At 74.1% G+C, this 23,884-nt stretch carries 30 protein-coding genes; 24 read left to right on the top strand and 6 right to left on the bottom strand.

Annotated features, from left to right (window positions below; all coding sequences use genetic code 11):
- Nucleotides 1-25: 25 nt before the first annotated feature.
- From ybaK to ACFXHB_RS10925, 3 genes are read right to left on the bottom strand one after another with little or no spacing between them, the layout of a single operon-like run.
- Nucleotides 26-520: a Cys-tRNA(Pro) deacylase gene (gene ybaK, locus ACFXHB_RS10935; RefSeq protein ID WP_380573631.1), complete on the bottom strand. Its 495-nt coding sequence runs from the start codon at nucleotides 518-520 to the stop codon at nucleotides 26-28.
- A 32-nt stretch (nucleotides 521-552) separates the two neighbouring features.
- Nucleotides 553-1,281, bottom strand: a complete 729-nt coding sequence (locus ACFXHB_RS10930) for an LON peptidase substrate-binding domain-containing protein (protein WP_380573630.1) — start codon at nucleotides 1,279-1,281, stop codon at nucleotides 553-555.
- Between the two features lie 42 nt (nucleotides 1,282-1,323).
- Nucleotides 1,324-2,973, bottom strand: a complete 1,650-nt coding sequence (locus ACFXHB_RS10925) for an oxidoreductase (RefSeq protein ID WP_380573628.1) — start codon at nucleotides 2,971-2,973, stop codon at nucleotides 1,324-1,326.
- 91 nt (nucleotides 2,974-3,064) lie between these two features.
- Between ACFXHB_RS10925 and hisD the strand changes: the two genes are divergently transcribed.
- From hisD to hisF, 8 genes are all read left to right on the top strand, one after another.
- On the top strand, nucleotides 3,065-4,372 hold the full coding sequence (hisD, locus tag ACFXHB_RS10920) for a histidinol dehydrogenase (protein ID WP_380573627.1): 1,308 nt from the start codon (nucleotides 3,065-3,067) through the stop codon (nucleotides 4,370-4,372).
- Entirely contained in the window at nucleotides 4,369-5,466 is a 1,098-nt protein-coding gene (locus ACFXHB_RS10915) for a histidinol-phosphate transaminase (protein WP_380573625.1), read from the top strand. Before hisD ends, ACFXHB_RS10915 begins: the two co-directional genes overlap by 4 nt.
- A 6-nt stretch (nucleotides 5,467-5,472) precedes the next feature.
- A complete protein-coding gene (gene hisB / locus ACFXHB_RS10910; protein ID WP_380573623.1) occupies nucleotides 5,473-6,066 on the top strand; it encodes an imidazoleglycerol-phosphate dehydratase HisB in 594 nt (197 codons plus the stop codon).
- Nucleotides 6,063-6,215 carry a hypothetical protein gene (locus tag ACFXHB_RS10905; protein WP_380573621.1) on the top strand — a complete coding sequence of 51 codons (153 nt, stop codon included), beginning with the start codon at nucleotides 6,063-6,065 and terminating at the stop codon, nucleotides 6,213-6,215. The genes hisB and ACFXHB_RS10905 overlap by 4 nt, the downstream gene beginning before the upstream one ends.
- A 113-nt stretch (nucleotides 6,216-6,328) precedes the next feature.
- Nucleotides 6,329-6,964, top strand: coding sequence for an imidazole glycerol phosphate synthase subunit HisH (gene hisH / locus ACFXHB_RS10900; RefSeq protein WP_380573619.1), 636 nt, complete (start codon nucleotides 6,329-6,331; stop codon nucleotides 6,962-6,964).
- Between the two features lie 22 nt (nucleotides 6,965-6,986).
- Nucleotides 6,987-7,712: a bifunctional 1-(5-phosphoribosyl)-5-((5-phosphoribosylamino)methylideneamino)imidazole-4-carboxamide isomerase/phosphoribosylanthranilate isomerase PriA gene (gene priA / locus ACFXHB_RS10895; RefSeq protein WP_380573618.1), complete on the top strand. Its 726-nt coding sequence runs from the start codon at nucleotides 6,987-6,989 to the stop codon at nucleotides 7,710-7,712.
- Entirely contained in the window at nucleotides 7,709-8,140 is a 432-nt protein-coding gene (locus tag ACFXHB_RS10890) for a Rid family hydrolase (protein WP_380573617.1), read from the top strand. Before priA ends, ACFXHB_RS10890 begins: the two co-directional genes overlap by 4 nt.
- The gene (hisF, locus tag ACFXHB_RS10885; protein WP_380573616.1) at nucleotides 8,137-8,907 is read left to right on the top strand and encodes an imidazole glycerol phosphate synthase subunit HisF; all 771 of its coding nucleotides are present in this window, start codon (nucleotides 8,137-8,139) and stop codon (nucleotides 8,905-8,907) included. Before ACFXHB_RS10890 ends, hisF begins: the two co-directional genes overlap by 4 nt.
- Nucleotides 8,908-9,015: 108 nt before the next feature.
- Here hisF and ACFXHB_RS10880 read toward each other — a convergent pair whose 3' ends face one another.
- From ACFXHB_RS10880 to ACFXHB_RS10870, 3 genes are all read right to left on the bottom strand, one after another.
- A complete protein-coding gene (locus ACFXHB_RS10880; protein WP_380573615.1) occupies nucleotides 9,016-9,801 on the bottom strand; it encodes a VOC family protein in 786 nt (261 codons plus the stop codon).
- Between the two features lie 165 nt (nucleotides 9,802-9,966).
- Nucleotides 9,967-10,617, bottom strand: a complete 651-nt coding sequence (locus ACFXHB_RS10875) for a TIGR03085 family metal-binding protein (RefSeq protein WP_380573614.1) — start codon at nucleotides 10,615-10,617, stop codon at nucleotides 9,967-9,969.
- Nucleotides 10,618-10,673: 56 nt separating this feature from the next.
- Nucleotides 10,674-11,246, bottom strand: coding sequence for a hypothetical protein (locus ACFXHB_RS10870; protein WP_380573613.1), 573 nt, complete (start codon nucleotides 11,244-11,246; stop codon nucleotides 10,674-10,676).
- A 166-nt stretch (nucleotides 11,247-11,412) separates the two neighbouring features.
- On the opposite strand from ACFXHB_RS10870, the gene ACFXHB_RS10865 reads away from it, so the two are divergent.
- From ACFXHB_RS10865 to ACFXHB_RS10790, 16 genes are all read left to right on the top strand, one after another.
- On the top strand, nucleotides 11,413-11,883 hold the full coding sequence (locus tag ACFXHB_RS10865) for a hypothetical protein (RefSeq protein WP_380573612.1): 471 nt from the start codon (nucleotides 11,413-11,415) through the stop codon (nucleotides 11,881-11,883).
- 83 nt (nucleotides 11,884-11,966) lie between these two features.
- Nucleotides 11,967-12,338, top strand: coding sequence for a phosphoribosyl-AMP cyclohydrolase (hisI, locus tag ACFXHB_RS10860; protein ID WP_380573611.1), 372 nt, complete (start codon nucleotides 11,967-11,969; stop codon nucleotides 12,336-12,338).
- A 38-nt stretch (nucleotides 12,339-12,376) separates the two neighbouring features.
- On the top strand, nucleotides 12,377-13,897 hold the full coding sequence (locus tag ACFXHB_RS10855) for an anthranilate synthase component I (RefSeq protein WP_380573610.1): 1,521 nt from the start codon (nucleotides 12,377-12,379) through the stop codon (nucleotides 13,895-13,897).
- 16 nt (nucleotides 13,898-13,913) lie between these two features.
- Nucleotides 13,914-14,525 carry a Uma2 family endonuclease gene (locus ACFXHB_RS10850; RefSeq protein ID WP_380573609.1) on the top strand — a complete coding sequence of 204 codons (612 nt, stop codon included), beginning with the start codon at nucleotides 13,914-13,916 and terminating at the stop codon, nucleotides 14,523-14,525.
- Nucleotides 14,522-15,148, top strand: coding sequence for a TIGR02234 family membrane protein (locus tag ACFXHB_RS10845; protein ID WP_380573607.1), 627 nt, complete (start codon nucleotides 14,522-14,524; stop codon nucleotides 15,146-15,148). The genes ACFXHB_RS10850 and ACFXHB_RS10845 overlap by 4 nt, the downstream gene beginning before the upstream one ends.
- A gap of 164 nt (nucleotides 15,149-15,312) precedes the next feature.
- Nucleotides 15,313-15,564 carry an HGxxPAAW family protein gene (locus ACFXHB_RS10840; protein ID WP_380573606.1) on the top strand — a complete coding sequence of 84 codons (252 nt, stop codon included), beginning with the start codon at nucleotides 15,313-15,315 and terminating at the stop codon, nucleotides 15,562-15,564.
- A 129-nt stretch (nucleotides 15,565-15,693) separates the two neighbouring features.
- Complete coding sequence (locus tag ACFXHB_RS10835) at nucleotides 15,694-16,134, top strand: DUF2752 domain-containing protein (protein ID WP_380573605.1); 441 nt, start codon at nucleotides 15,694-15,696, stop codon at nucleotides 16,132-16,134.
- 188 nt (nucleotides 16,135-16,322) lie between these two features.
- A complete protein-coding gene (gene trpC / locus ACFXHB_RS10830) occupies nucleotides 16,323-17,129 on the top strand; it encodes an indole-3-glycerol phosphate synthase TrpC (protein WP_380573603.1) in 807 nt (268 codons plus the stop codon).
- A gap of 10 nt (nucleotides 17,130-17,139) precedes the next feature.
- Complete coding sequence (gene trpM, locus ACFXHB_RS10825; RefSeq protein WP_380573601.1) at nucleotides 17,140-17,289, top strand: tryptophan biosynthesis modulator TrpM; 150 nt, start codon at nucleotides 17,140-17,142, stop codon at nucleotides 17,287-17,289.
- 49 nt (nucleotides 17,290-17,338) lie between these two features.
- Nucleotides 17,339-18,646 (top strand): tryptophan synthase subunit beta, encoded by a 1,308-nt coding sequence (gene trpB, locus ACFXHB_RS10820; protein WP_380573600.1) that lies wholly within the window; start codon nucleotides 17,339-17,341, stop codon nucleotides 18,644-18,646.
- Between the two features lie 2 nt (nucleotides 18,647-18,648).
- Nucleotides 18,649-19,458: a tryptophan synthase subunit alpha gene (gene trpA / locus ACFXHB_RS10815; RefSeq protein ID WP_380573599.1), complete on the top strand. Its 810-nt coding sequence runs from the start codon at nucleotides 18,649-18,651 to the stop codon at nucleotides 19,456-19,458.
- Nucleotides 19,459-19,646: 188 nt separating this feature from the next.
- Complete coding sequence (locus ACFXHB_RS10810; protein WP_380573598.1) at nucleotides 19,647-19,904, top strand: hypothetical protein; 258 nt, start codon at nucleotides 19,647-19,649, stop codon at nucleotides 19,902-19,904.
- Nucleotides 19,905-20,029: 125 nt separating this feature from the next.
- The gene (locus ACFXHB_RS10805) at nucleotides 20,030-20,542 is read left to right on the top strand and encodes a MauE/DoxX family redox-associated membrane protein (protein ID WP_380573597.1); all 513 of its coding nucleotides are present in this window, start codon (nucleotides 20,030-20,032) and stop codon (nucleotides 20,540-20,542) included.
- 54 nt (nucleotides 20,543-20,596) lie between these two features.
- Nucleotides 20,597-21,460, top strand: coding sequence for a DsbA family protein (locus ACFXHB_RS10800; RefSeq protein ID WP_380573595.1), 864 nt, complete (start codon nucleotides 20,597-20,599; stop codon nucleotides 21,458-21,460).
- 177 nt (nucleotides 21,461-21,637) lie between these two features.
- Nucleotides 21,638-22,690, top strand: coding sequence for a prolipoprotein diacylglyceryl transferase (gene lgt, locus ACFXHB_RS10795; RefSeq protein ID WP_380573594.1), 1,053 nt, complete (start codon nucleotides 21,638-21,640; stop codon nucleotides 22,688-22,690).
- 153 nt (nucleotides 22,691-22,843) lie between these two features.
- Nucleotides 22,844-23,575, top strand: coding sequence for a VIT1/CCC1 transporter family protein (locus tag ACFXHB_RS10790; protein ID WP_380573593.1), 732 nt, complete (start codon nucleotides 22,844-22,846; stop codon nucleotides 23,573-23,575).
- Nucleotides 23,576-23,884: the final 309 nt, after the last annotated feature.

The raw sequence follows: 23,884 nt of genomic DNA, 5'->3' as shown, positions 1-23,884 counted from the left end.
CCGATGGTCGGCGGCCTCGGCGGCCTCAGCGGCCGATCGGGGCGGTCACCGCGCGGGTGAGACCGACCAGGTCGGCCGGGGCCAGTTCGACCTCCAGCCCGCGCCGGCCGGCCGAGACGTACACCGTGGCGTGGCCGAGCGCGCTGTCGTCCACCACCGTGCGCAGCGCGCGGCGCTGGCCGAGCGGGGAGATGCCGCCGAGGACGTAGCCGCTGCTGCGCTCGGCGGCCGCCGGGTCCGCCATCGCGGCCCGCTTGCCGCCGACGGCGGCGGCCAGCGCCTTGAGGTCGAGCCGGCCGGCGACCGGGACGACCCCGACCGTGAGCACGCCGTCGACCTCGGCGACCAGGGTCTTGAACACCCGCTCGGGCGCCACCCCGAGGACCTCGGCGGCCTCGCCGCCGTAGGAGGCGGCGGCCGGGTCGTGCGGGTAGGCGTGCACGGTGAACACCACCGCGGCGGCCTCCAGGGCGACGGTGGCGGGCGTGCCCCCGCCGGCCTGCTTCGGCTTCCTGGCCATCGGGACCTCTTCGAACGCGTCGGTGGACGGGGTCAGTTGGGGCTGAAGGACTGGCGGGTCAGATCCACCGCGGGCAGTGACGGCAGCCAGCTGAGCACCGCCGTCTCGCGGCGCAGCAGCTCCAGTTCGGCGGTCAGCCGCCGGGCGGTGTCGGGGCAGGCCAGCAGCTCCTGCTTGACCGGCGTCTCGAAGACCGAGGCGGCGGCCACCAGGTAGGAGAGCACCTGCGGGTCGTCGGGCAGCTCCTGGCGGCCGACGGTGCTGGCCTCGCGGGCGCCGGCGAGCCGCTTCTGGTACACCCGGAAGGCCCGCTCGACGCCGGAGGCCAGCGCCCCGGCGCCCTCGCCGGGCAGCTCCTCGATCGGCTCGATCTCGCCGCTCAGGTACGGACCGCCGGTGTCCACCGAGCGCAGCCGGAACCGGGTGGTGCCGGTGACCAGCAGCTCGTACCGGCCGTCCGGCTGCTCCTGGGCGGAGGCCACGTCGGCCACGCAGCCGACGTGGTACAGCGCCTCCAGAGGGTCCCCGGTGACGGTGCCCAGACCGTCCAGCGGCCCGGCCGGGCCCTCCTCGGGGCGGACCGGCGCGACCTCGCGGCCGTCCTTGATGGCGAGCACGCCGAACCGCCGCGGCTGGTCCTCGGGGAGGGCGAGCAGGTCGGCGACCAGACGGCGGTAACGCTCCTCGAAGATGTTCAGGGGCATCACCAGGCCCGGGTAGAGCACGGAGTTCAGCGGGAAGAGCGGCAGCCGTTCTGTCACGGCGCACAGCGTAGTTCCCCGAGCGGTGGGTACGCCCGGGGGTTATCCCCGCTGGAGCATCCGGCTGGCCCCGGCGGCGACGGTGGTGGCCAGCACCCAGCCGACGACGACCAGGCCGGAGGCGACCCACTGGGCGGTGCCGCCGGGGTTCCAGCCCTGCTGGCCGAGGTCGACGACCGGCAGCAGCTGGCCCAGCGCGTACAGCACCGGGTTCCAGTGCGGGCGCTCGTCGGCCTTCAGCGGCTGGAGCTCGTGGGTGGCGAAGTAGGCGCTGCCGAGCGCCCAGGCGAGCAGTAACCAGAGCGCGGCCCGGCCGGGACGGAAGCCGTAGCCGACGGTGACGTCCTGGACCCGGCCCCAGACCCGGGCGGGCAGCGGCAGGGACTGCCGGCGGCGGCGCTGCTTGGCGTACAGCACCTCCCGGGCGTCGTCGTCGGCGCCGTCGCGGCGCAGGGCGGCGGCCAGCTGCTCGTAGGACTCGGGCTGGAACTCGACCGCGGACTCCTCCAGCCAGGCGATCCGCTGCCGGATGCCGAAGGGGGCGGCCGGGCGCAGGCACTCGTAGGTGAAGCCGGTGAGGCCGAGGTGCCGGCCGTGCGGCCAGGAGTCGGGGGCGTCGACCAGGTTGCCGACCCGGGCGCGGGAGAGCGTGACCTTGCCGGTGGGCGGGGTGCGGCAGGTGAAGCGCAGCTCGGGGGTCTGGATGCGGCGCAGCGCCAGCTCGTCCTCCGGGCCGAGGTGGAACTCCGCGTCGGTGATCAGGCAGGCACTTTCGAAGCGGCTGTCGGAGAGCCGGACGGCGCCGTGCGCGCGGAACGGGGTGCTGGGGGTGCCGGCCGGGACGACCTGGCCGTAGCCGGAGCCGTAGTACGAACCGGAGGAGAACCAGCCGCCGTCCATCGAGCCGCTGAGGTACAGGGTGTGGCCGACGGTGAGCCGGACGGCGTTCAGGGCGACCGGGTTCTGCGGGAGGGCGTGCAGCTGGGCGCCGCGCAGCGAGAGCCGGCCGCCGACCCTGACGGTCCGCAGGCTGACCTCGCCGCGGGACTCCAGCCGGTCGGCCTCGAAGTCCTGGCTGACCGCCATGCCGTCGGCGGACAGCGCCCGGCCGAACCGGTCACCGCCCAGGACGGCCTGGTTGAGCAGCAGGTCGGTGCCGATCCGGGAGTCGGTGAGCCGGATGCCCTGCGCGATGCGGCAGCGGGCCAGGTGCAGGTCACCGGAGGTGGTGAGGCGGGAGGCCTCCAGCCGGGGGATCAGGCACCGGACGAAGCGCAGGGTGCCGGCGTCGGCCTCGGATATCAGCACCTTCCGCTCGAAGCGGCAGTCGTGCACCTCGACGTAGTGGCCGATGGTGCCGCCGGCCAGCACCAGTGGGCCGGTGACCCGGGCGCCGGTCAGCTTCAGGGCCGCGACCCGCCCGGGGGCGGCCGGCGGGCCGTCCAGCAGCAGGTGGGCCAGCACCTCGGCGCGGACCGTGCGCCCGGGGCCCCACGTCGCGTCGCCGAAGGGGTCGTCCAGGGGGTCGCCGGACCGCGGTCCGGCGGGGGGCGGGGTGCCGGGCGGGGCGGTGTTGGGGGCGTGGTCCGGGCCGGTGGCGCCGGCCCGCAGGTCGTAGACCTCGCCCTGGCGGAACGCCTCCCAGAGACCCTGCTCGGTCCGCGTCCAGCCGTCCGGAGCACGCTCCGTCATCGTTCCCCCGTCTCCCCCGGTTGTCTCACCCTTCGTATCACGGACTGAAATGCGCGGTCGCCTGTTCCGGCCACTCCTTACACTGGGTGGCGTGATCTCTCGAATCGACCTGCGCGGCTCGCTCGACGACCCGCGTGACCTGCTGCCCCGTGCCGACTTCGACGTCGCGGCCGCCCTGGAGACGGTGCGCCCGATCGCCGAGGACGTGCGTCATCGCGGGGTCGCGGCGGTGATCGACATCACGGAACGTTTCGACGGTGTGCGGCTGGAGTCCACCCGGGTGCCCGCCGAGCAGCTCACCGAGGCCCTGGCGGCGCTGGACCCGAAGGTCCGCGCCGCGCTGGAGGAGTCGATCCGCCGCGCCCGCCTCGTCCACGCGGACCAGCGCCGCACCGGGCACACCACCCAGGTCGTGCCGGGCGGCACGGTCACCCAGCGCTGGGCGCCGGTGGACCGGGTCGGCCTGTACGTGCCGGGCGGTCTCGCCGTCTACCCGTCCTCCGTCGTGATGAACGTGGTGCCCGCGCAGGAGGCCGGGGTGACCGGCATCGCGGTCACCTCGCCGCCGCAGAAGGCCTTCGGCGGCCGGGTGCACCCGACGATCCTGGCGGCCTGCGCGCTGCTCGGCGTCACCGAGGTGTACGCGGTCGGCGGGGCCCAGGCGGTCGCCATGTTCGCGCTCGGCACCGAGGAGTGCGAGCCGGTCAACATGGTCACCGGCCCGGGCAACATCTACGTGGCCGCGGCCAAGCGCTACTTCGCCGGTCGGATCGGCATCGACTCCGAGGCCGGTCCGACCGAGATCGCCGTCCTCGCCGACGACAGCGCCGACCCGGTGGACGTCGCCGCCGACCTGATCAGCCAGGCCGAGCACGGCCCGACCTCGGGCTCGGTGCTGGTCACCGACTCGCCCGAGCTGGCGGAGGCCGTCGAGGCCGAGCTGAAGGCGCAGGTCGCCCGGACGAAGCACGGCGAGCGGGTGGCCGAGGCGCTGGGCGGCCGGCAGTCCGGCATCATCCTGGTCGACGACCTGGAGCAGGGGCTCGCGGTGGTCAACGCCTACGCCGCCGAACACCTGGAGATCCAGACCCGGGACGCCCACGCCGTGTCGGCCCGGGTGCGCAACGCCGGCGCGATCTTCATCGGCCGCTGGACCCCGGTGTCGCTGGGCGACTACGCCGCCGGCTCGAACCACGTGCTGCCGACCGGCGGCTGCGCCTGCCACTCGGCCGGGCTGTCCGTGCAGACCTTCCTGCGCGGTGTGCAGGTCGTCGAGTACGACCGTGAGGCGCTGGCCGGTATCGCCGCGCACGTCGTCAACCTGGCCGACGCCGAGGACCTCCCCGGTCACGGTGACGCCATCAAGGCCCGCTTCGACTGGACGGTTCCCGGTACATGAGGATCGACGACCTTCCCATCCGTGACGAGCTGCGCGGCCAGTCCCCGTACGGTGCCCCCCAGCTGGACGTCCCCGTCCAGCTGAACACCAACGAGAACCCGTACCCGCTCCCCGAGGAGCTGGTGGCCCGGATCGCCGAGCGCGTCGCCGAGGCCGCCCGCGACCTCAACCGCTACCCCGACCGGGACGCGGTCGAGCTGCGCGAGGGCCTGGCCGGCTACCTGACCCGGACCACCGGCTTCGGGCGCACCCGCGCGCAGGTCTGGGCCGCCAACGGATCCAACGAGATCCTGCAGCAGCTGCTCCAGACCTTCGGCGGTCCCGGCCGCACCGCGCTCGGCTTCGAGCCCTCCTACTCGATGCACGCCCTGATCTCCCGGGGCACCGGCACCGGCTGGATCCCGGGGCCGCGCGACGAGGACTTCACCGTCGACGTGGACGCCGCCGTCGAGGCCATCGCCGAGCACCGGCCGAACGTCGTCTTCGTCTGCTCGCCGAACAACCCGACCGGGACCGCCGTCGAGGCCGACGTGGTGCTGCGGCTGTACGAGGCGGCGCAGGCCGCCGGGCCCAGCGTGGTGATCGTGGACGAGGCGTACGTCGAGTTCTCGCACCGCGCCTCGCTGCTGCCGCTGCTGGAGGGCCGCCCCAACCTGGTGGTCACCCGCACCATGTCCAAGGCCTTCGGCGCGGCCGGCCTGCGGCTGGGCTACCTGGCGGCCGACGCCGCCGTGGTGGACGCCGTCCAGCTGGTGCGGCTGCCCTACCACCTGTCGGCCGTCACCCAGGCCACCGCGCTGGCCTGCCTGGAGCACACCGACACCCTGCTCGGGTACGTCGACCGGCTCAAGGCCGAGCGTGACCGGCTGGTCGACGCGTTGCGCGGGCTGGGCCTGGAGGTGACCGACTCGGACGCCAACTTCGTCCAGTTCGGCCGCTTCGCGGACACCCACGCCGTCTGGCAGGCCATCCTCGACCAGGGCGTCCTGGTCCGCGACAACGGCGTCCCCGGGTGGCTGCGCGTCACCGCCGGCACCCCCGCCGAGAACGACGCCTTCCTGGACGCCGTCTCCACCGTGATCAAGGAGCTGTAACCCCGTATGTCCCGTATCGGACGCGTTGAACGCACCACCAAGGAGACCTCGGTCCTGGTCGAGATCGATCTCGACGGCACCGGCCGGACCGAGATCTCCACGGGCGTCGGGTTCTACGACCACATGCTCGACCAGCTCGGCCGCCACGGCCTCTTCGACCTCACCGTGAAGACCGACGGCGACCTGCACATCGACACCCACCACACCATCGAGGACACCGCCCTCGCCCTGGGCGCCGCCTTCAAGCAGGCGCTCGGCGACAAGGTCGGCATCTACCGCTTCGGCAACTGCACGGTGCCGCTGGACGAGTCGCTCGCCCAGGTCACCGTCGACCTCTCCGGCCGCCCCTACCTGGTGCACACCGAGCCGGAGACCATGGCGCCGATGATCGGCAGCTACGACACCACCATGACCCGGCACATCCTGGAGTCCTTCGTGGCCCAGGCGCAGGTCGCCCTGCACGTCCACGTGCCGTACGGGCGCAACGCGCACCACATCGTGGAGTGCCAGTTCAAGGCGCTGGCCCGGGCCCTGCGCTACGCCGCCGAGCGCGACCCGCGCGCGGCCGGCATCCTCCCGTCGACCAAGGGTGCGCTGTGAGCAAGGCCACGATCGTCCTCCTCTTCGTCGGGCTCTTCCTGGCCGGCGGGGTCATCTCGTTCTGGAAGCAGAAGATCCCGAAGGGCGTCATCGCGGTGCTCGCCATCGGCTCGGTGCTCTGCCTGGCCTCCGGCCTGATGCGCCTCTAGCGCCGCCGTACCGACAGCACGTCGTACGGACAGCACGTCGTACGGACCGGCTCCGCACGGAGAGCGCCGCGCGGAGCCGGTCCGGAACAGCCGAGAGACTTGGACACCTGAACATGGGCAAGAACGTCGTCGTACTCGACTACGGGTCGGGCAACCTCCGCTCGGCCCAGCGCGCCGTCGAGCGCACCGGCGCCACCGTCACCGTCACGTCGGACTTCCGGACCGCCCTGGACGCGGACGGTCTGCTCGTCCCCGGCGTCGGGGCCTTCGAGGCCTGCATGCGCGGGCTGAAGGCCGTCCGCGGCGAGCAGGTCATCGGCCGCCGGCTCGCCGGGGGCCGCCCGGTGCTGGGCATCTGCGTCGGCATGCAGATCCTCTTCGAGAAGGGGGTCGAGCACGGCGTGGAGACCCCCGGCTGCGACGAGTGGCCGGGCACCGTCGAGCCGCTGGACGCGCCGATCGTCCCGCACATGGGCTGGAACACCGTCGACGCCCCCGAGGGCAGCCGGCTCTTCGCCGGTCTCGACGCCGACACCCGGTTCTACTTCGTGCACTCCTACGGGGTGCGCCGCTGGGAGCTGGAGGTCCACAGCGCGCGGCTGCACGCCCCGCTGGTCACCTGGGCCACGCACGGGCAGCCGTTCGTCGCGGCCGTGGAGAACGGCCCGCTCTGGGCCACCCAGTTCCACCCCGAGAAGTCCGGCGACGCCGGCGCCGCCCTGCTGACCAACTGGGTCAACACCCTCTGACGAGCTGAGAGTTGTCACCATCATGAGCCGCCTCGAACTGCTTCCCGCCGTCGATGTCCGGGACGGCCAGGCCGTCCGCCTGGTCAAGGGAGCCTCCGGCACCGAGACCTCCTTCGGCGAGCCGCTCGCCGCCGCCCTCGCCTGGCAGAACGCCGGCGCGGAGTGGCTCCACCTGGTCGACCTGGACGCCGCCTTCGGCACCGGCGGCAACCGTGACCTGCTCCGTGAGGTCACCGCCGCGCTGGACATCAAGGTCGAGCTGTCCGGCGGCATCCGCGACGACGAGTCGCTGGCCGCGGCCCTGGCCACCGGCTGCACCCGGGTCAACCTCGGCACCGCCGCCCTGGAGAGCCCCGAGTGGGTCGCCAAGGTCATCGCCGAGCACGGCGACAAGATCGCCGTCGGCCTGGACGTGGTCGGCACCACCCTGCGCGGCCGCGGCTGGACCCGCGACGGCGGCCAGCTCTTCGACGTGCTGGCCCGCCTCGACGCCGAGGGCTGCGCCCGCTACGTGGTCACCGACGTCAACCGGGACGGCACCCTGACCGGCCCCAACCTGCAGCTGCTGCGCGACGTCTGCGCCGCCACCGACAAGCCGGTGGTCGCCTCCGGCGGCGTCTCCTCGCTGGACGACCTGCGCGCCATCGCCACCCTCGTCGGCGAGGGTGTCGAGGGGGCCATCGTGGGCAAGGCACTCTACGAGCAGAAGTTCACCCTCGAAGAGGCCCTGGAGGCGGTTTCAGGATGACGGAACGTCAGATCGTACGCGGTCGGGTGGCCGGGTTCTCCCCTCGGGAGGACGAGTTCGGCTACTCGCGGGCGGTCGCCGCGGGAGACCATGTGCACGTGGCCGGCTCCACCGCCTGGGTGGACGGGAAGGTCGAGCACGAGAGCGACCCGTACCAGCAGACCCTCGCCGCGTTCGGCGTCGGGCTCAAGGCCCTGGCCGCGTACGGACTGACGACGGACGACGTGGTCCGTACCCGGATGTACATCACCCACGCCCGCGACGCCGAGGAGGTGGGCCGCGCCCACCGCACCCTCTTCGACGCCGCCCGCCCGGTGACCACCATGGTGGTGGTCGGGGGCCTGATCGACTCCCGGATGATGGTCGAGGTCGAACTCGACGCCTATCGCGCCGGGCTCGCACGCACTCTGGAAGGCAATCAGCCGTGACCCTCGCCGTACGTGTCATCCCCTGCCTGGACGTCGACGCCGGCCGGGTGGTGAAGGGCGTCAACTTCCAGAACCTGCGCGACGCCGGGGATCCGGTCGAGATGGCCAAGCTCTACGACGCCGAGGGTGCCGACGAGCTGACCTTCCTCGACATCACCGCCTCCTCCGGCGACCGCGAGACCACCTACGACGTGGTCCGCCGCACCGCCGAGCAGGTCTTCATCCCGCTCACCGTCGGCGGCGGCATCCGCGCCGTCGACGACGTGGACAAGCTGCTGCGGGCCGGGGCCGACAAGGTGGGCGTCAACACCGCGGCGATCGCCCGCCCGGAGCTGGTCCGGGAGATCGCGCGGCGCTTCGGCCGCCAGGTGCTGGTGCTGTCGGTGGACGCCCGGCGCTGCCCGGAGGGCACCGAGACCGCCTCGGGCTTCGAGGTCACCACCCACGGCGGGCGCCGGGGCACCGGCCTGGACGCCGTCGAGTGGGCGGGCCGCGCGGCCGAGCTGGGCGCGGGGGAGATCCTGCTCAACTCGATGGACGCGGACGGCACCAAGGACGGCTACGACCTGGAGCTGATCCGGGCCGTGCGGAAGAGCGTCGCCGTCCCGGTCATCGCCTCCGGCGGGGCCGGCAAGCTCGCCGACTTCGCCCCGGCGGTGGACGCGGGCGCCGACGCCGTGCTGGCCGCCAGCGTCTTCCACTTCGGGGACCTGCGGATCGGCGAGGTCAAGGACGCGCTGCGGGAGAGCGGCCACCCGGTCCGCTGACCTCCGGCCGCCGGGTGCGCTGCCGCCCGGTCGCCCACTGCCGCCCGGACCACTGACGCCCGGCCGCCCGGTGCCGCCCGCGCTCCGGGCGGCACCGGGCGGCGGCGTTCAGGAGCCCTGCCGCGGTTCGCCCTTGATCAGCGCGAACGGCGCGCCGAACGGGTCCGCCAGCCAGGCGATCCGGCCGACCTCCGGGACGTCCTCGGCGGGCATCAGCACCGTGCCGCCGGTCGACGTGGCGCGGCGCGCCAGCTCGTCCACCTGCTCGGTGGCGAAGTAGGGCGTCCAGGAGGGCGCTTGGCCCTCGCCCATGACCGGGGCGATGCCGCCGAAGCTGGTGTCCTGCTGGTCGCCCTCGGCGGTGGAGACCACCAGGTAGGTCATCCCCGGGGCCGGGAACTTCTCCGAGCGCCAGCCGAACACCGCCCGGTAGAAGCCGAACCCGGCCTCCTGGTCGGTGGTGTGCAGTTCGGACCAGACCAGCGCGTTGTCGGTGGAGACCGCGTCCAGGCCGACGGTCGCGCCGGCCTGCCAGATCGCGAACGGGGCGCCCTGCGGGTCGGTCAGCTGGGCCATCCGCCCGGCGTCCATCACGTCGAACGGCGCGACCCGGACGGTGCCGCCGGCCTGTTCGACGGACTTGGTGGTGGCCTCGGCGTCCGGTGTCTTGAAGTACGTCGTCCAGGCGGACCGCGCGCCCTCCTCGGTGAGCGGCCCGATCGCGCCCACCGTCCTGCCCTCCGCCTGGAGGAAGCCGTAGCCGCCCGCCTCCGGGCCGAGCTCCTGGAACGTCCAGCCGAACACCGCGCCGTAGAAGGTGGCGGCGGCGGCCGGGTCCGGGCTGCCGAGGTCGATCCAGCAGGGCGAACCGGTGGGGAAGTCGGTGGTGAGCATGAGGTGGTGCTCCTTCGACGGGACAGACGGCCGGGCGGCTTTCCGCAGGCGCGGTCGCGCCTCTTCCCGGCCCGATGCGAGTCTGCACCCCGCCACCGACATTCGCAGCCGGGGCGGTCGCGGGCCTGTCCCGCGACCGCCTCCCGGCCTGTGCCGCGACCGTTCCTACGGCCGGACCGGCGGCAGCGGGAACACGTGGTGCAGGGCGGCGACGGCGTCCGGCGGGCCGTCCACGGACAGCTCGGTCCGGGCGCCCCGCCCGTGGACGAACAGCGTCAGCTCGCCCGGCTCGCCGGTGATCCGCACCGTCGGCGCGCCGGTGGGGCCCACCGTCACGCTCCGTCCGTCCGGGCGGCACAGCTCCAGGCGGGCGGGGGAGCGCCGGCCCGCCTCCAGCCGGGCGATCAGCGGCAGGCGGCGCCAGAGCGCCTCGGCCCGTCCGGACGGCACCGGCCGGGCCTGCCACGATTCGCCCGCCCGGAGGACGTCCTCGGCGTGCACGAAGTACTCCACGGTGTTCGCCGCCTCGTCGGCCCCCGGCAGCGCGAACGGCGAGAGCAGCGGCGGGCCGGCCCGGAACGAGCGCAGCAGGTCCTCGTAGGGGCGCGCGGCGTAGCCGTTCTGCACCTGGCGGGTCCAGCCGGCCAGCGGGCCGCCCCGGATGCCGGCCGCGGCGTCCGGGCGGTGCTCACGGAGCACCAGGTGGGCGGCGAGGTCCCGGGTGGTCCACCCGGCGCAGAGGGTGGGCGCGTCCGGTCCGGCGGCGGTGAGGAGTTCGGCCAGCCGGTGGCGCTCGGCGAGGGCATGGTTCGACATGCGGCAAGCCTAGGGGGCGGCCGGTGTCCCGGGGCCGGTCGCCCCGGGGCCGGTCCTCAGCGCAGGTGGCCGGAGAGCCGGACGCCGCCCGGGCGGTTGCTCGCCGTCAGCGTGCAGGTGAAGTCCCGCCAGCCCTGCTGGTAGAAGGCCGTGGACGGGCCGAACGGGTAGCCGTAGTACGGGCCGCCGCCGCCCTGGCGCGCCTCGGCGGCGGCCTGCGCCGCCTGGCAGCCCTCCCGCATCGCCTTGCTGATCTGGCTGTCGCCGGTCAGCCCGTCCGGGAGCAGCAGGTCGGCGATCGCCTCGCCGTCGTGCTCGCCCTCGCAGGGCCGCGCCTCGGGCTTGGTGACCGTCTTGTTCAGCTGCGGGTGGTCGAAGCAGGAGCCCACCGGGAAGAAGGTGTACGGCACCACCCTGGTCGGTGTCGGGGTGGGTGTCGGGGTGGGCGTGGGGGTCGCGGTGGTCGTGCTGGGGGCGGGCGGCGGCGGCAGCGCGGCCGGCTTCGTCTCCGGCCAGAGCAGCACGGTGGCCACCACCGCGAGCAGCACGGCCAGTACGGCCGAGACGGCGAGGACCAGGCCCCGCGACGGACGGGAGGCGGCGGCTTCGGGCGGCTGCTCGGAGGTCATGGCCACGAGAATGGCCCACTCCGGGGCCCCGTGGCAGCCGGTTGGCACAACTCGTACGAGCAGACCGGGCCGGCGCGGCGGGCCGGGAGCGGGGGCGGCCCGCCGGGGTGGGCCCGCCGTGGTCGGCTAGGCTCGCCCCGGCACGACACGATCCCAGGAGTTGCGGATGCGCGTCGGAATCACCGGTCACCGGGGCCTGTCGGGGGGCATCACCGAGATGCTGGTCCGCGGGGACCTCTGGAAGCTGATCACCACCTACGGCGCCTACGAACTGGTCGGCGTCACCTGCGCCGACGAGGGCCCGGAGAGCTGGTTCGCCCGTTCCGTGCTGGATCACGGCGGCAAGCTGGAGGTGATCGTCCCCGCCGGGGCACCGCTGGTGGGCCGCGCCGACGACGAGCACCGGGGCACCCGGCTGCGGCTGATGAACGAGGCCAACGCCATCCACCGGCTCGCCGCCGTCGAGCACGGCGGTCTCGGCGACGACACCGCGCGCGCCCTGGTCGGCATGGTCGACGAGGTGATCGCGGTCTGGGACGGCGAGCCCGGCGGTGAGCCGGCCCGGGTCGCCGAACTGGCCGGGCGGGCCGGACTGTTCGTCCACCGGATCTGGCCGCCGGGCTGCGAGCGGCCGTGAGCCGTCCGCCCGCCGTCCCGAGGGCCGCCGCCGCGATCCGGACGGCGGCCCGGCGGGCCGGGCCGGACTGACACAATGGCCCCATGTCCACCACACCCGCCGTCCCCGGCTCGACCGCCCTGGCTCCCGGGATCGCCGCCCGGCTCAAGCGCACCGCCGACGGTCTCCTCCCGGCCATCGCGCAGCAGTACGACACCGGCGAGGTGCTGATGCTGGGCTGGATGGACGACGAGGCGCTGCACCGCACCCTCACCACCGGCCGCTGCACCTACTGGAGCCGCAGCCGCCAGGAGTACTGGGTGAAGGGCGACACCTCGGGCCACGTCCAGCGGGTCACCTCGGTCGCGCTGGACTGCGACGGCGACACCCTGCTCGTCAAGGTCGACCAGAGCGGCGCCGCCTGCCACACCGGCGACCGCACCTGCTTCGACGCCGACGTGCTCCCGCTCGCCTGACCCCCACAGCTCACCACGACCAGAAGGTGCCGCCCGCCATGGACCTCGAAGCCTTCCGCAAGCTCGCCGTCGACACCCGGGTCATCCCGGTCACCCGCAGGCTCCTCGCGGACGGCCTCACCCCGATCGGTCTCTACCGCAGCCTGGCCGGCGAGCGCCCCGGCACCTTCCTGCTGGAGTCCGCGGAGCAGGGACGCAGCTGGTCCCGCTACTCCTTCGTGGGCGTGCGCAGCGCCGCCACCCTGACCGCCGACGCCGACGGCGAGGCCCACTGGCTCGGCGCCCCGCCGGTCGGCATCCCCACCGGCGGCGACCCGCTCCAGGTGCTGCGCGCCGCGCTGGAGGCGCTGCACACCCCGCGCCGCACCGACGACGGCCTGCCCCCGCTGACCGGCGGCCTGGTCGGCTACCTCGGCTACGACATCGTCCGCCGGCTGGAGAAGCTGCCCGACCTCAACCCGGACGACCTGCGGCTGCCCGAGCTCACCATGCTGCTCGCCACCGACCTCGCGGTGCTCGACCACGCCGACGGCACGGTGCTGCTGATCGCCAACGCGGTCAACCACAACGACCTGGCCAGCGGCGTCGACGAGGCCTACGCGGACGCGGTGGCCCGCCTCGACGCGATGGAGGCCGACCTGCTCAAGCCGGTCGACCCGGGGCTCGCCACCTTCACCCCGTCCGGCCCCGGGGAGGTCCGCTCGCCCTTCGGCGGGGAGCCGTACCGGGCGGTCGTGGAGGAGATCAAGGAGCGGATCCGGGCCGGCGAGGCCTTCCAGGTGGTGCCCTCGCAGCGGTTCGAGGCGCCCTGCCCGGCCTCCGCGCTGGACGTCTACCGGGTGCTGCGCACCACCAACCCCAGCCCGTACATGTACCTGTTCCGCTTCCCCGGCCCGGACGGCGCCGCCGAGGGCGGCTTCGACGTGGTCGGCTCCAGCCCCGAGGCCCTGGTCAAGGTCACCGAGGGCGAGGCGATGCTGCACCCGATCGCCGGCACCCGGCACCGCGGCGCCACCCCGCACGAGGACGCCGAGCTGGCCGCCGAGCTGCTCGCCGACCCGAAGGAGCGGGCCGAGCACCTGATGCTGGTGGACCTGGGCCGCAACGACCTCGGACGGGTCTGCGAGCCGGGCAGCGTCGAGGTGGTCGACTTCATGCAGATCGAGCGGTACAGCCACGTCATGCACATCGTGTCGACGGTCACCGGCAAGGTGGCGCCCGGCCGGAGCGCGTTCGACGTGCTGACCGCCTGCTTCCCGGCCGGGACGCTCTCCGGCGCGCCGAAGCCGCGCGCGATGCGCATCATCGAGGAGCTGGAGCCCACCCGCCGTGGTCTGTACGGCGGCTGCGTCGGGTACCTGGACTTCGCCGGGGACTCCGACACCGCGATCGCCATCCGCACCGCCGTGCTGCGCGACGGCACCGCCTACGTCCAGGCGGGTGCGGGCGTGGTCGCCGACTCGGACCCGCACGGCGAGGACACCGAGTGCCGCAACAAGGCCGCCGCCGTCCTGCGGGCCGTGGCCACCGCCAACACCCTGCGCACGCCGACGCTCTAGGGACCGGGAGGCCACCATGCCGGACGAGCGGCAGTTCACCGGGTCGGCCTGGGACGTCCTGGCGGGAGTGCGGCTGCCGCCCGGCCACCGGGTGGAGATCACCGCCGGGAAGGTCACCATGACGCCGCGCACGGCCGCGTCGGCGGCGATCGCACGGGCCGTCGCCGCGCAGGCCGGGGAGCAGTCGGCCGGGCACGGCACGGTGCTCACGGAGGCCGTCGTGGACTTCCCGTCCGCGCGGTACGGCTACGCGCCGGACGTGGCCCTGGTCGCCCCGGGCGCGCGCCCCGGTGACCGGGGCCGGTTCGGGTGGCGCGACCTGGAGGTGGTGCTGGAGGCCGTGCCGCGGTTCCAGCAGGACGACGACTTCGTCCGCAAGCACCGCTTCTACGCGGAGTGCGGGATCCCGCTGTACGTGCTGGTGGACCCGGTGGCGGCGGCCTGCACGGTGTACGGCGCACCGCAGCCGGGCGGCACCTACCGGGAGGCGGAGCGGGTGCCGTTCGGCAACGATCTCTTCCTGCCGCTGGCGGAGCGGACCCTGGTGCTGCGGACCGACGACTTCCCGGTCGAGTCGCCGACCCCGGGTGCGGAGCCGGGCGTCGGGCGGGGGATAGTGGACGGGTGAGCGTTCCTAGCCAGTCCCGTGCCGAAGCCGTTTCCGCCGCCCCCGCGAAGCCCGGGCGGCGGACGCTCGGCCTGATGCTGCTGTCGACCCTGCTGGGCGCGGTGCTGGTCCTCACCGCCGTCGGCCGGGTCTGGGCCGACGGCCGGGTGGCCGACTCGGCCGCCGGGACGCTGGAGGTGTCCGTCACCGGCAGCCGGATCTCCGAGCTGCCCGGCGGGCTGGCCCTGGTGGCGATGGCGGCGGCCCTCGCGGTGTTCGCGGTGCGCGGCGCCGGACGGATCGCGGTCGGCGCGCTCACCCTGCTGGCCGGCCTCGGGGCGGCCGCGACCGCGGCCGCCGGGGCGGGCGACAGCGCCGCGCTGGACAGCGAGGCGGCCCGCAAGCTCGCGCTCTCCGGCACCACCGCCACGGAGGTCGGCCACACCGGCTGGCCCTGGGTGGCCCTGGTCGGCGGGCTGCTGCTGGCCCTGGCCGGGCTGCTGGTCGTCCGGTACGGGCGGAGCTGGCCGGCCATGGGCAGCCGCTACGACGCGCCGACCCGGAAGGCACCGGCGAAGGCCGCGGAGAGCCCGGCGGACCTCTGGAAGGCGCTGGACCGGGGCGAGGACCCGACCGCGGTCTGACCGGGACCGACCGCGCGGCCGCCGCGGGCCGCCGTGTCGGTGTGACCCGATAGACGAGCACCCCCTTTGGGGTGGCGGTGTGTGGCCCGGCACAATGGAACACGTCAACCCGCCAGGGGCCGCGCAGGCCCGGCAGGGCCCCGGAGAACCAAGGAGCACCGCAGATGTCGGCAGCAGCACACGGCCACAACCCCGCCGCCTGGACCGGCGTGACCATCTCCTTCGTCGGCTTCGCGATCGCGGGCGTGGCGATGATCCTCCCGTCGGTGCCGGTGGTCTGGGGCGGCCTGGCGGTCGTCGTGATCGGCGGCGTGGTCGGCAAGGCGATGTCGATGGCCGGCATGGGCAAGCAGCCCAGCCCGCACGTCGAGACCCGCGAGGAGCGCGCCGCCGCGGCCGCCGCCGTCACCGCCTGACGCACCACCCCTCGTACGGCCGAACGGCGGGCGCCCTGCCCGCCGTTCCGCGTTCCCGGCGCTCCGGTCCGTTCGACCCGGTCGTTTCGTTTCGCCCACCGGGCGCGCCGGACCGGCACAATCGTGGGCGTGAACGCCGCCCCCATCGCCTCCGCCCGGCCGCCCGTGCTGCGCCGGCTCGGTCCGCCGCTGGCCGCCCTGGCCGCGGTGACCGTCCCCACCGTCTACCTCGCGGTGGTGGACCCGAACGCCCCGGGCCACTACCCGGCCTGCCCGTTCCTGACCGCCACCGGCTGGTGGTGCCCGGGCTGCGGCGGGTTGCGCTGCGTGCACGCCCTCGCCCACGGCGACCTCAGCGGTGCCCTGCACGACAACGCGCCCGCGGTGCTGCTCTTCGCGGTGCTGGCGGTGCTCTGGGTGCGCTGGGTCTGGGCCGCGGTGACCGGCGGCGCGGCGCCCCGGATCGCGCTCGGCGCCCGCCGCTGGGTGCTGGTCGGCCTGTTGCTCCTGGTGTTCACGGTGGTGCGCAACCTGCCGGTCGGCGCGGGCCTGGCGCCGCCCCTGATCTGAGCCCCGGCACCGTGTGCGCGCGGTGAAGCCGCAGTTGGGGGGCGGGGTGGGGGCGTCCGTACCGCGAGACGCGCGCCGGGCGGATGCGCCCCGCGCTCCCCGGTGCCGATACCATCGAAGGGCCGGCGGGCCCATTGGCCGTCCGGCTCCTCGCTAGCAGAACTAGCAGAACTGATGGGGGCGCTCGCGTGAGTGTGCTCGACACGATCATCGAAGGGGTCCGTGAGGACCTCGCCGAGCGGCAGGCCCGGGTCTCGCTGGACGCGCTCAAGGAGCTCGCCGCCAAGGCCCCGGACGCCAAGGACGGCGTCGCCGCGCTCAAGGGCGACGGTGTGCGGGTGATCTGCGAGGTCAAGCGCTCCAGCCCGTCCAAGGGCGCACTGGCCGCGATCGCCGACCCGGCCGCCCTGGCGGCCGACTACGCGGCCGGCGGCGCCGCCGCGATCAGCGTGCTGACCGAGCAGCGCCGCTTCGGCGGCTCGCTCGCGGACCTGGACGCCGTCCGCGCGGCGGTGGACACCCCGCTGCTGCGCAAGGACTTCATCGTCACCGCCTACCAGCTCTGGGAGGCCCGCGCGCACGGCGCCGACCTCGCGCTGCTGATCGTCGCCGCCCTCGACCAGCCGGCCCTGGTGTCGCTGATCGAGCGTGCCGAGTCGATCGGCCTCACCCCGCTGGTCGAGGTGCACGACGAGGAGGAGATCGCCCGCGCGGTGGACGCCGGTGCGAAGATCATCGGTGTCAACGCCCGCAACCTCAAGACCCTGGAGGTGGACCGCAACACCTTCGGCAACGTGGTCCACGCGATCCCGGACGGCATCGTCAAGATCGCCGAGTCCGGTGTGCGCGGCCCGCTGGACGTGATCTCCTACGCCAACCTCGGCGCCGACGCGGTGCTGGTCGGCGAGACCCTGGTGACCGGCCGGGACCCGCGCGCCGCCGTGGCCGACCTGGTCGCGGCCGGTGCCCACCCCGCCCTCCGGCACAAGGACTGACCCCGCCGCCATGAAACTCGCCTCCCGTCTCGCTCCCGGCTGCCGCCCGCGCGGCTGCCGCGCGCCCGCGCGCCGGGTGCTGGGCAGGCGGGTGCGCTACGTGATCGGCTGCGAGCCCGGGCAGGTGCCGGGTCGCCGATGGCGCGGGACGCACGGCTGAACCAGCCGTTCCGACGTCACTGCCGTCATCTGCGAGAAGGATCTCCACCATGTCCGAGAAGGACTACCTGCCCGGCGCCGAGGTGCCGGACGCCCGCGGTTACTTCGGCGCCTACGGGGGCCGCTTCATCCCGGAGGCGCTGGTCGCCGCCGTCGAGCAGGTCGCCGAGGAGTACGAGAAGGCCAAGGCCGACCCGGCCTTCGCGGCCGAACTGGACGGGCTGCTCAAGGACTACACCGGCCGCCCCAGCCCGCTGACCGACGTGCACCGCTTCTCCGCCGAGGCGGGCGGCGCGCGCGTCCTGCTCAAGCGCGAGGACCTCAACCACACCGGCTCGCACAAGATCAACAACGTGCTGGGCCAGGCGCTGCTGACCCGCCGGATGGGCAAGACCCGGATCATCGCCGAGACCGGCGCCGGCCAGCACGGCGTGGCCACCGCCACCGCCTGCGCGCTGTTCGGCTTCGACTGCACCATCTACATGGGCGAGGTCGACACGCGGCGCCAGGCGCTGAACGTCGCCCGGATGCGGATGCTCGGCGCCGAGGTGGTGGCCGTCACCTCCGGCAGCCGCACCCTCAAGGACGCCATCAACGAGGCGTTCCGCGACTGGGTCGCCAACGTGGACTCCACCCACTACCTGTTCGGCACCGTGGCCGGGCCGCACCCGTTCCCGATGATGGTCCGCGACTTCCACCGGGTCATCGGCGTCGAGGCCCGCGAGCAGGTGCTGGAGCGGACCGGCCGGCTGCCGGACGCCGTGGTCGCCTGTGTCGGCGGCGGCTCCAACGCGATGGGCATCTTCCACGAGTTCATCCCGGACGCCGGGGTGCGCCTGATCGGCTGCGAGGCGGCCGGCGAGGGCGCCGAGACCCCGAAGCACGCGGCCACCCTCACCAAGGGCGACCCGGGTGTGCTGCACGGCTCGCGCACCTACGTCCTGCAGGACGAGGACGGCCAGACCATCGAGTCGCACTCCATCTCGGCGGGTCTGGACTACCCGGGCGTCGGTCCGGAGCACGCCTGGCTGAAGGACACCGGCCGGGCCGAGTACCGCCCCGTCACCGACGACGCCGCCATGCGGGCGCTGCGGCTGCTCTCCCGCACCGAGGGCATCATCCCGGCCATCGAGAGCGCCCACGCGCTGGCCGGCGCGCTGGAGCTGGGCCGCGAGCTCGGGCCGGAGGCCACCATCCTGGTCTCGCTCTCCGGGCGCGGCGACAAGGACATGCACACCGCGGCCGAGTACTTCGGCCTGTACGACGAGGCCGCCGGCACCGCGGCCGCCGACCACGGGGCCGCCGGCGACGGGCCTGCCGACAACGCGGGCGACGGCGCCGGCAACGGGGGTAAGTGACCATGGCTTCGAAGCTCAGTGACGTCCTGGCCGCGGCCAAGGCGGAGAACCGCGCCGCGCTGATCGGCTACCTGCCGGCCGGCTTCCCCACCGTGGACGGCGGCGTGCGCGCCGTCAACGCGCTGATCGAGGGCGGCTGCGACATCGTCGAGGTCGGCCTGCCGCACTCCGACCCGGTCCTGGACGGCCCGACCATCCAGACCGCCGACGACATCGCGCTGCGGGCCGGCGTGAAGATCAAGGACGTGCTGCGCACCGTCCAGGAGGTGGCCACCGCGCACCCCGGGGCGGCGGTGCTGGTGATGACCTACTGGAACCCGGTCGACCGCTACGGCACCGCCCGGTTCGCCGCCGACCTGGCCGCCGCCGGCGGGGCCGGCTGCATCCTGCCGGACCTGCCGGTCGAGGAGTCCGGGGAGTGGCGCAAGGCGGCGGCCGAGCACGGCCTGGACACCGTGTTCGTGGTCGCTCCGAGCAGCCAGGACAAGCGGCTGGCCGAGGTCACCGCGGCGGGCTCCGGCTTCGTCTACGCGGCGGCGGTGATGGGGGTGACCGGGACCCGGGCCCGGGTCGGCAACCTCGCCGAGGACCTGGTCGCCCGGACCAGGGCCACCACCGAGCTGCCGGTCTGCGTCGGCCTCGGCGTCTCGACCGCGGCCCAGGCCGCCGAGGTGGCCGCCTTCGCGGACGGTGTGATCGTCGGCTCGGCCTTCGTCCAGCGGATCCTGGACGCCGACGGGGACGAGCCGGCCGCGCTGGCGGCCGTCCGCGCCCTGGCCGGCGAGCTGGCCCAGGGGGTCCGCCGCCGGTAGGCGCCCGCTCGTGACGGCCCGTCGCCCCCTCCCCGGGGGCGGCGGGCCGTCGGCGTTCCCGGGCCGGACCCGAACGGGTGAACAGTGCGGCCCCGACGCATCAGGTGGGGTTGACCGGCGTTGAGTGGAGGGACGAGTGCACGCACCCCGTGTACGGGGGCGTGGAGCGAACGGAAAGGGGTCCGCCGGTGCCGGGTCTGCAGCGAGCCGTCCTGCTGCGGGCGGCGGCCGCCGTGCTGGCCCTGACCGCGGCCGTCGGGGCGGACACCGCGGTCGGCCAGGCACTGGCCAGGCGGGGCGCGGAGCGGGCCGAGCGGGACGCGTACGTCTGCGCCGAGGCGGCCCGGGTGGACGCGGTGGCGCGGGCGACGCGCTCGGCGCGCGAGGGCCGGCCGGACCTCCACGACCCGGGGCGGCCGCCGGGCTGCGATCCGAACGGGCACTAGAACATATTCGGGCAGACCGTCATCAGATGTCACCCATACGGCTTAATTCCTGAATATGGAGGAACCGCCCTTCCTCCCTTACGGTTCATCAGGAAGTGAACGTGTTTCCCGAGGGGGGTTTCCCGATGGCCGGCCCGGCAGCGCACCTCAGCGAGACCGGGCAGGCGGCCCGGCGCCCGTGGCCGGCCTGGACGCAATGGATCGGCACCGCCGCCCGGCTGGGCCTGGCGGTGGTCTGGGGGTGGGCCGGACTGGCCAAGATCGCGGACCCGGCCGAGGCGGCCCAGGCCGTGCGCGCCTACGAGATCCTGCCCGAATCGCTGGTCAAACCGGTCGGCTACGCCCTGCCCTTCCTGGAGCTGGCGCTCGCGCTGCTGCTGCTGATCGGTCTCGGCGTCCGGCTGGTCGCGGGCGTCTCGGCGCTGCTGCTGCTCGGCTTCATCGCCGGGATCGCCTCGGCCTGGGCCCGCGGCATCTCGATCGACTGCGGCTGCTTCGGCGGCGGTGGGGCGGTCGACGCCTCGCAGACCGAGTACCTGCAGGAGATCCTGCGCGACACCGGGTTCCTGCTCCTGGCCGGCTGGCTGATCTGGCGCCCCCGCACCAAGTTCTCGGTGGACGGCTGGCTGGCGGCCTGAGCGCCGCCACCACCCACCCCCACACCCCTTTTCCCGATGGTGGATGTCAAGGCAATGAGCGAGAAGAACCGAGAAGGCAAGCGCACCGCCCGCGAGCGGATGCAGGCGGAGCGGGTGGCCGACGAGGCCCGCGACCGGCGCAGGAAGAAGCTGGTCATCGGCGGGGTGGTGCTGGCGGTGATCGCCGCCGCCGTGGTCACCGGCGTCGTGGTGCAGAACGAGCGCTCCAAGCCGGAGACCCCGACCGCCGCGCCGGCCGGCACGATCGGCGACAAGAACCTGGTCGTCCCGGTCGGCGCGGCCGACGCCCCCTCCGTGCTCACCGTCTACGAGGACCCGCGCTGCCCCGCCTGCGGCACCTTCGAGCGCGAGTTCACCTCGACCATCGACCAGTTGGAAGACGCGGGCAAGATCTACACCAACTACCACATCGTCTCGTTCATCGACCGGGCCGTGCCCGGCAAGGGCTCCAAGTACGGGGCCAACGCGCTGGGCTGCGCCCAGGAGGCCGGGCACTTCCGGGACTACCACGACGTGCTCTACCGCAACCAGCCGGACGAGACCAGCGACGCCTTCGGCGACAAGGCCACCCTGATCAACCTGGCCAAGCAGGTCGACGGCCTGGACACCCCCGCCTTCGAGGCCTGCGTCAACGACAACACCTTCGGCGGCTGGGTGTCCGCGGTGCAGCAGGACTTCGACAAGTCCAGCTACAAGTCGACGCCGACGGTACTGCTCAACGGCCAGCCGATCTACCCGAAGAACGGCGCCGAGGAGATCACCCCGGAGAACCTGGTGAAGTGGGTGGACGCCGCCAACCAGGGCAAGAAGCTCGGGACGCCGGGCTCGCACGGGCAGTCACCGGCGCCCAGCGGTACCGCCCCGGCGAGCAACAACCCGTCGCCGAAGGCCGGCTGAACCCGGTACCGGCCGAACCCGGCAGCGGCCGACCTCGCCGCCGCCCGCTCCCCGTCCGGAGCGGGCGGCGGCACGTCCGGCGGCGGTCCGGCGGCCGGGGGCCCGCCCTGTTGTTCGGGATCTGTGACCCACGGGGTGCCCGGGGCGGGCCGCCGACCCTGTAGCGTCGGAGCTGCCATGGATATCGCCTACATTCCCAGCCCGTCGCGGGGCGTCATCGATCTCGGACCGATCCCGCTGCGCGCCTACGCCTTCTGCATCATCCTCGGTGTCGTCGTCGCCGTCTGGCTCGGCAGCAAGCGCTGGGTCGCCCGGGGCGGTGGCAAGCACACCGTCGGTGACATCGCCGTCTGGGCCGTGCCGTTCGGCCTGGTCGGCGGCCGGCTCTACCACGTGATCACCGACAACCAGCTCTACTTCGGCGAGGGGAAGAACCCCTGGAACGCCTTCAAGATCTGGGAGGGCGGCCTCGGGATCTGGGGCGCCATCGCGCTCGGCGCGGTCGGTGCCTGGATCGGCGCCCGCCGCCGGGGGGTGCCGCTGCCCGCGTACGCCGACGCGATCGCGCCGGGCATCGCGCTGGCCCAGGCGCTCGGCCGCTGGGGCAACTGGTTCAACCAGGAGCTCTACGGCCGGGAGACCACGCTGCCGTGGGGCCTGGAGATCGACAAGACGCTGCCGAACGGCCAGGTGGTCACCGGGATCTACCACCCGACCTTCCTCTACGAGTCGCTCTGGTGCGTGGGCGTCGCGGTGCTGGTGATCTGGGCGGACCGCCGGTTCACCCTCGGCCACGGCCGGGCCTTCGCGCTCTACGTGGCCGCGTACACGGTCGGCCGGTTCTGGACCGAGTGGCTGCGGATCGACGAGGCGCACACCTTCTTCGGGCTGCGGCTCAACGACTGGGTGGCGATCGTGGTCTTCATCGCCGCCGTCGCGGCCTTCGTGATCGTCGGCAAGCGGCACCCCGGCCGGGAGGACCCGGCGAGCATCGACCCGACCGCCACCGCCGAGGCCGAGGCCGCCGAGGCCGCCGAGGCCAAGGCGGGGACCACGGGGACTGCCGAGGCCACCGAGGCCGGGACCGCCGGGACCTCGGAGGCCGCGACCGCCGCGGACTCCCCGGACCGGAGCCCCGCGCCGTCTCGCCCCTCGGACGGAAAGCCGGCCGCCGAGCCGGCCGAGGCCGACTCCGAGAGCGCCGACAAGAACGCCAAGAACCTCACCTGACCAGCGGTTTCCGTGGCCACCGGCCGCTCTCCGGGCTTTCCCGGAGGGCGGCCGGTGGCGTGTTCGGGAAGCCTTACTTTGCTGGAAGTCCGCAGGTCAGGAGGGATACGTTCAGGTCGTCGGACCATCGGACGGAGGCCCCAGACCGTGAGCGTGACCACCCTTGAACCCGAGGCCGGGCAGCACCCCCGCGTGCCCGCCGCCGGGCACCACCGTGATGTGAACGGCGGCTGGCTGCGCCCGGCGGTGTTCGGCGCGATGGACGGGCTGGTCTCCAACGTCGCGCTGATGACCGGCGTGGTCGGCGGCGCGGTCTCCAGCGGCACGGTGGTGCTCACCGGCCTGGCCGGTCTGGCGGCCGGCGCCTGCTCGATGGCGGCGGGGGAGTACACCTCGGTGGCCTCCCAGCGCGAGCTGGTGCAGGCGGAGATCGAGGCCGAGCGGCTGGAGCTGCGCCGCAACCCGCAGGGCGAGCTGGCCGAGCTGGCCCAGCTGTACACCGCGCGCGGGGTCGACCCGGCGCTGGCCTACGAGGTGGCCCGGCAGCTCTCCGCCGATCCGGACCGGACGCTGGAGGTCCATGCGCGGGAGGAACTGGGCGTGGACCCCAACGACCTGCCCTCGCCGTGGGTCGCGGCCGGCTCCTCGTTCGTCTGCTTCGCGGTCGGCGCGCTGCTGCCGCTGCTGCCGTACCTGCTGGGCGCGACCTCGCTGCTGCCGGCGCTGCTGCTCTCGATGGGCGGGCTCTTCCTCTGCGGCGCGGTGGTCGCCCGGGTGACGGCGCGGACCTGGTGGTACAGCGGGCTGCGGCAGCTGGTGCTGGGCGGGGCGGCGGCCGCGGTGACGTACCTGCTGGGCGTGCTGATCGGCGCACAGGTCGGCTGACGGGGTCGGCCCGGCGGCCGGGGCGGGTGCGGGGGTCGGGCCCGCCGGTGGCGGGTGGGACGGCCGGGCCCGCCGGGGTCCGGGGGTGGCTCGGGACGGTCGGGGCGGGGGATTCGTCGATTGCTACAGTCGGCTGCATGGTTATGCTGGGCCATGCGTGACGTTCCGCACATGGGCCCGGAAGCACGGTCGTCCTAGTATCGGCCGCAGGCCCACCGGTCCGAGGATTCCCCGGTCCGATCGGCCCCGGAGGATCGAATCGCAGGCACGCCCGGAGCGATCTTGTCGACGGGGGATTTCGGTTCCGTT

It is taken from the genome of Kitasatospora sp. NPDC059327 (assembly GCF_042752535.1).
In the GTDB taxonomy this organism is placed as follows: Bacteria; Actinomycetota; Actinomycetes; order Streptomycetales; family Streptomycetaceae; genus Kitasatospora.
Note: the sequence above shows the minus strand (reverse complement) of the source record. Positions and strands in the feature narration are given on the sequence as shown.

Bases quoted from the DNA above. Each gene is read 5' to 3' on its own strand.
- ybaK (WP_380573631.1), bottom strand. From the start codon at position 520: ATGGCCAGGAAGCCGAAGCAGGCCGGCGGGGGCACGCCCGCCACCGTC.
- ACFXHB_RS10925 (WP_380573628.1), bottom strand. From the start codon at position 2,973: ATGACGGAGCGTGCTCCGGACGGCTGGACGCGGACCGAGCAGGGTCTC.
- ACFXHB_RS10915 (WP_380573625.1), top strand. From the start codon at position 4,369: ATGAGGATCGACGACCTTCCCATCCGTGACGAGCTGCGCGGCCAGTCC.
- hisB (WP_380573623.1), top strand. From the start codon at position 5,473: ATGTCCCGTATCGGACGCGTTGAACGCACCACCAAGGAGACCTCGGTC.
- hisH (WP_380573619.1), top strand. From the start codon at position 6,329: ATGGGCAAGAACGTCGTCGTACTCGACTACGGGTCGGGCAACCTCCGC.
- priA (WP_380573618.1), top strand. From the start codon at position 6,987: ATGAGCCGCCTCGAACTGCTTCCCGCCGTCGATGTCCGGGACGGCCAG.
- ACFXHB_RS10890 (WP_380573617.1), top strand. From the start codon at position 7,709: ATGACGGAACGTCAGATCGTACGCGGTCGGGTGGCCGGGTTCTCCCCT.
- ACFXHB_RS10880 (WP_380573615.1), bottom strand. From the start codon at position 9,801: ATGCTCACCACCGACTTCCCCACCGGTTCGCCCTGCTGGATCGACCTC.
- ACFXHB_RS10875 (WP_380573614.1), bottom strand. From the start codon at position 10,617: ATGTCGAACCATGCCCTCGCCGAGCGCCACCGGCTGGCCGAACTCCTC.
- ACFXHB_RS10870 (WP_380573613.1), bottom strand. From the start codon at position 11,246: ATGACCTCCGAGCAGCCGCCCGAAGCCGCCGCCTCCCGTCCGTCGCGG.
- ACFXHB_RS10865 (WP_380573612.1), top strand. From the start codon at position 11,413: ATGCGCGTCGGAATCACCGGTCACCGGGGCCTGTCGGGGGGCATCACC.
- hisI (WP_380573611.1), top strand. From the start codon at position 11,967: ATGTCCACCACACCCGCCGTCCCCGGCTCGACCGCCCTGGCTCCCGGG.
- ACFXHB_RS10855 (WP_380573610.1), top strand. From the start codon at position 12,377: ATGGACCTCGAAGCCTTCCGCAAGCTCGCCGTCGACACCCGGGTCATC.
- ACFXHB_RS10850 (WP_380573609.1), top strand. From the start codon at position 13,914: ATGCCGGACGAGCGGCAGTTCACCGGGTCGGCCTGGGACGTCCTGGCG.
- ACFXHB_RS10840 (WP_380573606.1), top strand. From the start codon at position 15,313: ATGTCGGCAGCAGCACACGGCCACAACCCCGCCGCCTGGACCGGCGTG.
- trpM (WP_380573601.1), top strand. From the start codon at position 17,140: ATGAAACTCGCCTCCCGTCTCGCTCCCGGCTGCCGCCCGCGCGGCTGC.
- trpB (WP_380573600.1), top strand. From the start codon at position 17,339: ATGTCCGAGAAGGACTACCTGCCCGGCGCCGAGGTGCCGGACGCCCGC.
- trpA (WP_380573599.1), top strand. From the start codon at position 18,649: ATGGCTTCGAAGCTCAGTGACGTCCTGGCCGCGGCCAAGGCGGAGAAC.
- ACFXHB_RS10805 (WP_380573597.1), top strand. From the start codon at position 20,030: ATGGCCGGCCCGGCAGCGCACCTCAGCGAGACCGGGCAGGCGGCCCGG.
- ACFXHB_RS10800 (WP_380573595.1), top strand. From the start codon at position 20,597: ATGAGCGAGAAGAACCGAGAAGGCAAGCGCACCGCCCGCGAGCGGATG.
- lgt (WP_380573594.1), top strand. From the start codon at position 21,638: ATGGATATCGCCTACATTCCCAGCCCGTCGCGGGGCGTCATCGATCTC.